This window comes from Parasynechococcus sp., from assembly GCF_042954245.1.
Lineage (GTDB): Bacteria > Cyanobacteriota > Cyanobacteriia > PCC-6307 > Cyanobiaceae > Parasynechococcus.
In genome coordinates, this window is sequence record NZ_JBGKDP010000249.1 from 1 (window position 1) to 6,665 (window position 6,665).

Here is a 6,665-nt window from a genome sequence, read left to right on the forward strand (position 1 = left end):
CTGCGGTTAAGCAGAGGCCAGGGCTGCCATTCATTTGGATTGAATCGGTTCAAATTCAGCCAATACCGAGGCCTGATTGCGCAGGACCGCCAACAGGTTGAGGCGATTGATCCTCAGCGCGGAATCGTCGACCATCACCAGCACGCTGGTGTCACCATCAAAGAAGGCCTGGAGAGCCGGGGTTGCCGCTACAAGCGCATCAGCAAGGGCCTGATACGATCGCTGTTGAGCAAGTGGTTGCAGCTGCTCCAGAGCTGCGAACAGATCCTTTTCACTGGCAGACTCGAACCGTTCGGGCTGAACCACATCGCCGGCTACAAGCTGATCCCGCGCCAGATCCCCTTTTTCGGCAAGCTTCGCGGCCCGTTGCACCACCGCCTGCACGGCATCTAACTGACCGCTGTCCCGAAGGTCACGCAACAGCTGAATCCGCTGTTTCACATCCAGGGGGTCACTGAGCAGTCGCTGGCTGGAGACGGCATCACCAGCTACAGCCTGCACAAAATCCGGGGCAAAGCCATCGTCTTCCAGTTGAGACACGATCCGCTGCCGCATCAGCTGACAGAGATCGTTGTGCAGTTGGCTGGCATCCACCGCAAAGGCAGGGAACAAGGCAGCCCACTCCGCCACGGCGTCGCTCAGAAACGCCATGAGATCAAGGCGCCAGGCCATGCCCCAGAGAATCTGCACAACACCATTGCCGGCCCGGCGCAGGGCATAGGGGTCAGAGGATCCGGTCGGCCGCTCTCCCTTGGCAAAGATGCTGAGCAGCAGCTCGAGCCGTTCCGCCAAGGCCACAACTGCTCCCGCGGGGGGTGCGGGCAGGGCATCACCGGCTCCCCGGGGCAGATAGTGCTCCACCACAGCGAGAGCAACCTCGCGGGGTTCTCCCTCCTCCAGGAGGTATTTGCCCCCCATCAGGCCCTGAAGTTCAGGGAACTCACCCACCATCTGGCTGACCAGATCGTTCTTGCAGAAATGAGCGGCACGCTGGGCCGCATTCGCCACGCTCTGATCAAGACCGAGTTGCTTCAATAGCAGCCCCGTGAGCCGCTCGATCCGCTCGGAGCGGTCCAGAAGACTGCCCAGCCCTTCGGCGAAAGTGACATGGTCGAGGGCTTGACGCCGAGATACGCTGGATTGACGCCGGTCAACGTCAAGGAAAAATTCGGCATCCGCGAGTCGCGCTCCAAGCACGCGTTCATTGCCGCGAACAATCAAGGACGACGCCTGGGCCAGGCCATTACCCACCAAAAGGAACTGGGGCCGAAGCACAGCCTCAGAGGTGAGTCGGAGCGGGTCAGCCTCAAGACCAGGCACCTGCAGCGGCACATAACGCTGATGGGCCTGCATCACCGTGCTGATCACCTCCGGAGGAAGCTGCAGGTACCGCTCAGCAATGGTCCCTTCGAGAATCCTGGGGTCTTCAACCAGGTCCACCAGTTCCTCGAACAGCGACTCCGGACAGTCGGGTGTTCCGTTGGCGGCCTGAGCCGAATGATCAAGGTTGGTGCGAATCCGTTTGGCCCGCTCCGCACGATCGACAACAACGCCGGCGGCGGCAAGTGTTTCTCCAAACACCTCCGCTGATGCGATGGAGAGTGGCTCGTCACCATGGAGACGGTGGGCACGGCTGAAACGATCGCTGCGGACCTCGGGGTCAGCGCCGCCCAGCACCACCGGGATCACCTCTGAACCCTTAAGTGCCAGCAGCCAGCGGATGGGGCGACTGAAGCGCTGGGTACCGGTGCCCCAGCGCATGAACCGCCGACCCTGCAGAGCATCAATCCATTGGGGAATTAGCCCCTGGAGCAGTTCGACACAGGCTTGGCCGGGGGTGAGCACGGTTGCGAAGACGCAAGGCCCTTTCGGAGTCTCACGCTGCTCAAGCGCTGAGGGGTCAACACCGCAGCGCTTGGCGAAGCCGATCGCTGCAGGCCCTGGGATGCCGTCCTTGAAAGCCTGAGCCACGGGAGGGCCCTTGCGGTCTTCCTGAAGATCGGATTGGCGGTCCTCCAGATCAGCGACGGAGACCACCAGACGCCGGGGGGTGCCGAACACCGACACCGCTCCATGGTCAAGCCTTGCCTCACGCAGATCACGGCTGACCCGCTGCTGAAGCTGGTCAAGCGCCTGCTTGACGAAATCGGCAGGAAGCTCCTCGGTGCCGATTTCCAGAAGAAAGGTTGCTGTCACGCCAAGGTCAGAGCCGGAGGCGACTGTATTGGAAGCCGTTTCGCTACGTTCAAATCAAGAAATCCTTTTCGGGGTGGGGGAAGGCTCCTTGGCAGTAGCGGAAACAAGAACTCAATCGCTGTCCAAGGCGGAGCAGCGCAAGCTGGACAGCGACCATCTGCGCGACCCGTTGTTGAGCGAGCTCAGCAATGACGATGTTCGGTTCACGGAAGATGCCGTTCAACTGCTGAAGTTTCACGGCAGCTACCAACAGCACCACCGGGAACTGCGCAAAACAGACAAGGTTCGCAGCTGGCAAATGATGCTGCGGCTGCGCAGTCCGGGCGGACGCATCCCCGCCCGGCTGTTCCTCGCCCTCGATGACCTATCCAACCGCCTTGGGGATGGAACCCTGCGGGCCACTACCCGTCAGGCCTTCCAGATGCACGGCATTGCCAAGGCCGACCTGAAAAAGGTGATCGGCACCATCGTTCGCAACATGGGCTCGACCCTGGCGGCCTGCGGGGACATCAACCGCAATGTGATGGCACCACCAGCTCCTTTTGAGAAAGGCGGCTATCCCGTGGCACGGCGCCTGGCCGATGAAATTGCTGATCTGCTCAGCCCCGAGGCGGCCGAGGGGGCCTATCTCGACCTCTGGGTGGATGGTGACCTGAGTTATCGCTTCAAACCCAGCCGGACCGTTCAGAAAACCAGGAAGCGCCAGAGCGAAGGCGGTGTTTTTTCCGGTAGCACAGAGGAACCTCTCTACGGGGACACCTACCTGCCCCGGAAGTTCAAGGTGGCCGTCACCGTGCCAGGGGACAACTCTGTTGACCTGCTCACTCAGGACATCGGTCTGGTGGCCTTCACCGACCCCTCAGGCGATCTGCGCGGCTGCAACGTCTACGTGGGCGGTGGCATGGGCCGCACCCACAACAAGGAGGAAACCTTCGCCCGCACGGCGGATCCCCTGGGCTACGTCAATGCCGCCTACGTTCTGGATGTCGTCCAGGCGATCCTGGCGCTGCAACGGGACCACGGGGATCGGGAGGTGCGCAAGCACGCCCGCATGAAGTACCTGCTGCACGACAAGGGCATCCAATGGTTCCGCGACACCCTGTGCGCGACCTACTTCAAGGGAACCCTCAAGGGGCTGCGCAATGAGCCGAAGCCCAAGCTTTTGGACTACCTCGGCTGGCATCGGCAAAAGGCTGGGATGTGGTTCGTGGGACTGCCGTTGCTCTGCGGACGCCTGAACGGTGATCTCAAGACAGGGCTCAGGCAGCTTGTGGAGACCTATCAGCTGGAGATTCGTCTCACCCCCAATCAGGACCTGCTGCTGTGCAACATCGGCACCTCCCAGCGGGCCAGCATCCGAACCCAGCTGGAAGCTCTCGGGTTTGAGGTGCCTGAAGCCCCAGCCCCCCTAGCCAGGCATGCCATCGCTTGCCCAGCTCTGCCCACTTGCGGACTCGCCATCACCGAATCAGAGCGCATCCTTCCTGATGTTCTGGATCGCCTCGATACCCAGCTGCGGCGACTCGAGATCGAAAAATCCCTGCTGGTGCGGATGACCGGCTGCCCCAATGGCTGCGCTCGCCCGTACATGGCGGAGCTGGGACTGGTAGGCAACGGAGTCAATCAGTACCAGCTGTGGCTTGGCGGCACCCCCAGCCTCCAGCGTCTGGCACGCCCGTATATGGAAAAGCTGCCCCTGGACGATCTGGAAAAAACCCTTGAGCCGCTCCTCCTCAGCTGGAAAGCCGCGGGTGGACGACGTAGCTTTGGTGATCACATCGAAAAGCTGGGTGATCAAGAAGTGAGGGCGCTGTTGACGGCCTCGGCGTAGACCGCCGCAGCTGCACCCTTTCGCCAGGCCCAGAGCTGATCGCCGAACGAGTGGTGCCACCACTCGTTCGGATGCTGAGCAAAGCCGGCTGCTCCCATCGCATCAGCCAGCAACTGCCGGCGTTGATGCCAGCGCCGAGCATCGGAATCCTCCCGACCGGCGTAGTGCTGCGGTTCAGACACCGCACCAATGGCATCAATCTCTCCGCCCATGGCCAGCGGCATTCCATCACTGCTACTGAGGGTGAGGTCGACAGCAGCCCCGGTGCTGTGGGGTGGTGGGGTGGCGGGATCCCGACTGGGAGCTGCCCAGAAATGCCCCACATCGGTCACTACCCGATCGAACGCGTCCCCTGAGCGCGCCTCAACACCACGTTCGCGGCAGAGGTTCTCAATGCTGTGGTCCACCATGAAGGCCTGCACGGCGATCGGCCGCCAGGCATCAACAATGCTGAGGCGAAGGCTGGAGTCGTGCTGGATCAACCGTTGCTGAGCGTCTAGCAGGCGCTGAACCACCCCCTGGCGCAGTTGGAAGGGATTGCCCGAAGCCCCATAGGGCGCATCGAGCGCCATGTAGGGATGGGGTTCCATCCGCAACAAAGCGCGAGGCAGGGCTTGCAGAGGCTCTCCACAGTCTTCGATCGGAATCGGGCTCCAGGGGCGCATCGAATTGCTGAAACGGAATGGATCAGTTCAAGGGGGTACTGCCGCTGAGGCGACGTTGCTGCGCCTCCAGGGTCTCGCGCAGCAACGGGTGCTGCTCAAGCTCAGGATCGTGGTTCAACAGCTCCTGGGCAGCCGTTCGTGCGTCCTCCAGAACAGCACCATCATCGACAAGGCTGGCCAAAGCCAGATCAGGTAAGCCCGACTGACGAGTTCCCAGCACCTGCCCCGGCCCACGCAAGTGCAGATCCATTTCGGCGATCTCAAAGCCATCGGTGGACCGCACCAGCACATCCAAACGCTGGCGTGACAGGGGGTTTGAGCTGCCATTAATCAGCAGGCAATGGGAGGCAGCGGCGCCTCGGCCGACGCGCCCCCGCAACTGATGAAGTTGCGCCAAACCAAAGCGCTCGGCATGGTCGATCACCATCACGCTGGCCTCCGGAATATCCACTCCCACTTCCACCACCGTGGTCGACACCAGAACCTGGCTCTTGCCCGCTGCGAAATCGGTCAGCACCGCCTGCTTCTCGGCGCTGGACAGACGCCCGTGAAGCAGACCGACCGTCAGGTCAGGGAAAACCTCCGAGGCCAATTCGGCGTGAACCTCAACGGCTGAGCGAAGTTCGAGCTTTTCCGACTCATCCACTAGAGGCAGAACGACATAGGCCCGCTGACCCAGCTGCACCTCCTCACGGATCAACTCGTAAGCCTTCTCCCGCTTTCCAGCCGTGAGCATGCGGGTTCGAATCGGTGTGCGCCCTAGAGGCAATTCATCGATCTGGCTGACGTCGAGATCCCCATGCATCGAGAGCGCCAGGGTCCGTGGGATCGGTGTTGCCGTCATGGTGAGCAGGTGGGGCTGCAAGCCCTTGTTGAGCAGGCGATCCCGTTGATGCACGCCGAAACGGTGCTGTTCGTCCACCACCACCAGTCCCAGCCGGTTGAAGACAACCGGATCCTCCAGCAGGGCATGGGTGCCCACCAGCACCTTCAGGGAACCGTTAGCCAGATCATCCAGCAGCTCCCGACGGCGAGGCCGCGGTGTGGATCCCGTCAGCAAGGCGACGCTGACATGGAGCTGCGGCAGCCACTGGCAGAGGTTGCGGTAATGCTGCTCGGCCAATACCTCCGTTGGAGCCATCAGGGCCCCCTGCCAGCCCGAGGCAATGGTGCTGAGCAACGCTGCAATGGCGACCACCGTCTTTCCCGAGCCGACGTCCCCCTGCACCAGACGGGCCATGGGTTCGGTGCGCGCCAGATCAGCTTCGATCTCCTGAAACACTCGTTGTTGGGCTGCGGTGAAGCGGAAGGGCAGCAGATCCATGAACATCCCCACAAGCCCGTTGGAACTGGATTGGAGATCCAGGTCCGGTCCCGTCCGGGAGCGCAGCGCCTGGCGTCGGCGCAACAGACCGAGCTGCAGAAGCAGAAACTCATCGAACACCAGCCGGCGGCGTCCCTGATAGAGGCTCTCGCGGTCCTGGGGCGCATGCAGGGCCTGCAGGGCATCCGCCAACGCCGGCAACTGGAATTGCCGCTGCAACGCGGCGGGGAGAGGATCAGGCCAAGATGCCGCTAGGGGCAAGACCTGATCGATCAGGCTGCGGAAACGATCAGCTCCGACTCCTTCAGTGAGGGGATACACTGGAAGAAGTCGGGCGACGTTAGGGGATTTAACCGGAGACGAGGGGCTGTCCAGCACTTCAATCAATGGATCCTGAAAGGTGATGCCGGAGAGGCCATCTTTCACCAGACCACTGACGGCCACCGTTGCACCAACGGGGTAGAGGCGCTGCTGACTTTTGAGGTAGGCCGGAGAACTGAAGCGCTTGCCAGCCAGGAAACGGCTCACCTTCAAGCGACCCGTCGGATCCTGCAACTGGAGCTCGATGATGGCGAGATTGGTGTTCCTCGGACTCACAAATCCGTTGCATCGGCGGATCGTGGCCACGATCGTGGCCGTTTCGCCTGAC

The 6,665-nt window shown here is 61.9% G+C and carries 4 protein-coding genes; 1 reads left to right on the plus strand and 3 read right to left on the minus strand.

From position 1 onward, the window contains the following. Window positions 1-30 precede the first annotated feature (30 nt). Window positions 31-2,196: a glycine--tRNA ligase subunit beta gene (gene glyS / locus ACGVJ8_RS11505; protein ID WP_392348231.1), complete on the minus strand. Its 2,166-nt coding sequence runs from the start codon at window positions 2,194-2,196 to the stop codon at window positions 31-33. 88 nt (window positions 2,197-2,284) lie between these two features. Between glyS and ACGVJ8_RS11510 the strand changes: the two genes are divergently transcribed. Then, a complete protein-coding gene (locus ACGVJ8_RS11510; protein WP_392348236.1) occupies window positions 2,285-4,027 on the plus strand; it encodes an NADPH-dependent assimilatory sulfite reductase hemoprotein subunit in 1,743 nt (580 codons plus the stop codon). Here ACGVJ8_RS11510 and ACGVJ8_RS11515 read toward each other — a convergent pair. Further along, window positions 3,991-4,692 carry a M15 family metallopeptidase gene (locus ACGVJ8_RS11515; RefSeq protein WP_392348232.1) on the minus strand — a complete coding sequence of 234 codons (702 nt, stop codon included), beginning with the start codon at window positions 4,690-4,692 and terminating at the stop codon, window positions 3,991-3,993. The genes ACGVJ8_RS11510 and ACGVJ8_RS11515 overlap by 37 nt on opposite strands. A 22-nt stretch (window positions 4,693-4,714) precedes the next feature. Next, window positions 4,715-6,665 (minus strand): ATP-dependent DNA helicase RecG (recG, locus tag ACGVJ8_RS11520; protein ID WP_392348234.1); only part of this gene is annotated, 1,951 nt, incomplete at its 5' end.

Excerpts from the sequence above, each read along its gene's own strand:
- ACGVJ8_RS11515 (WP_392348232.1), bottom strand. The coding sequence starts at position 4,692 with ATGCGCCCCTGGAGCCCGATTCCGATCGAAGACTGTGGAGAGCCTCTG.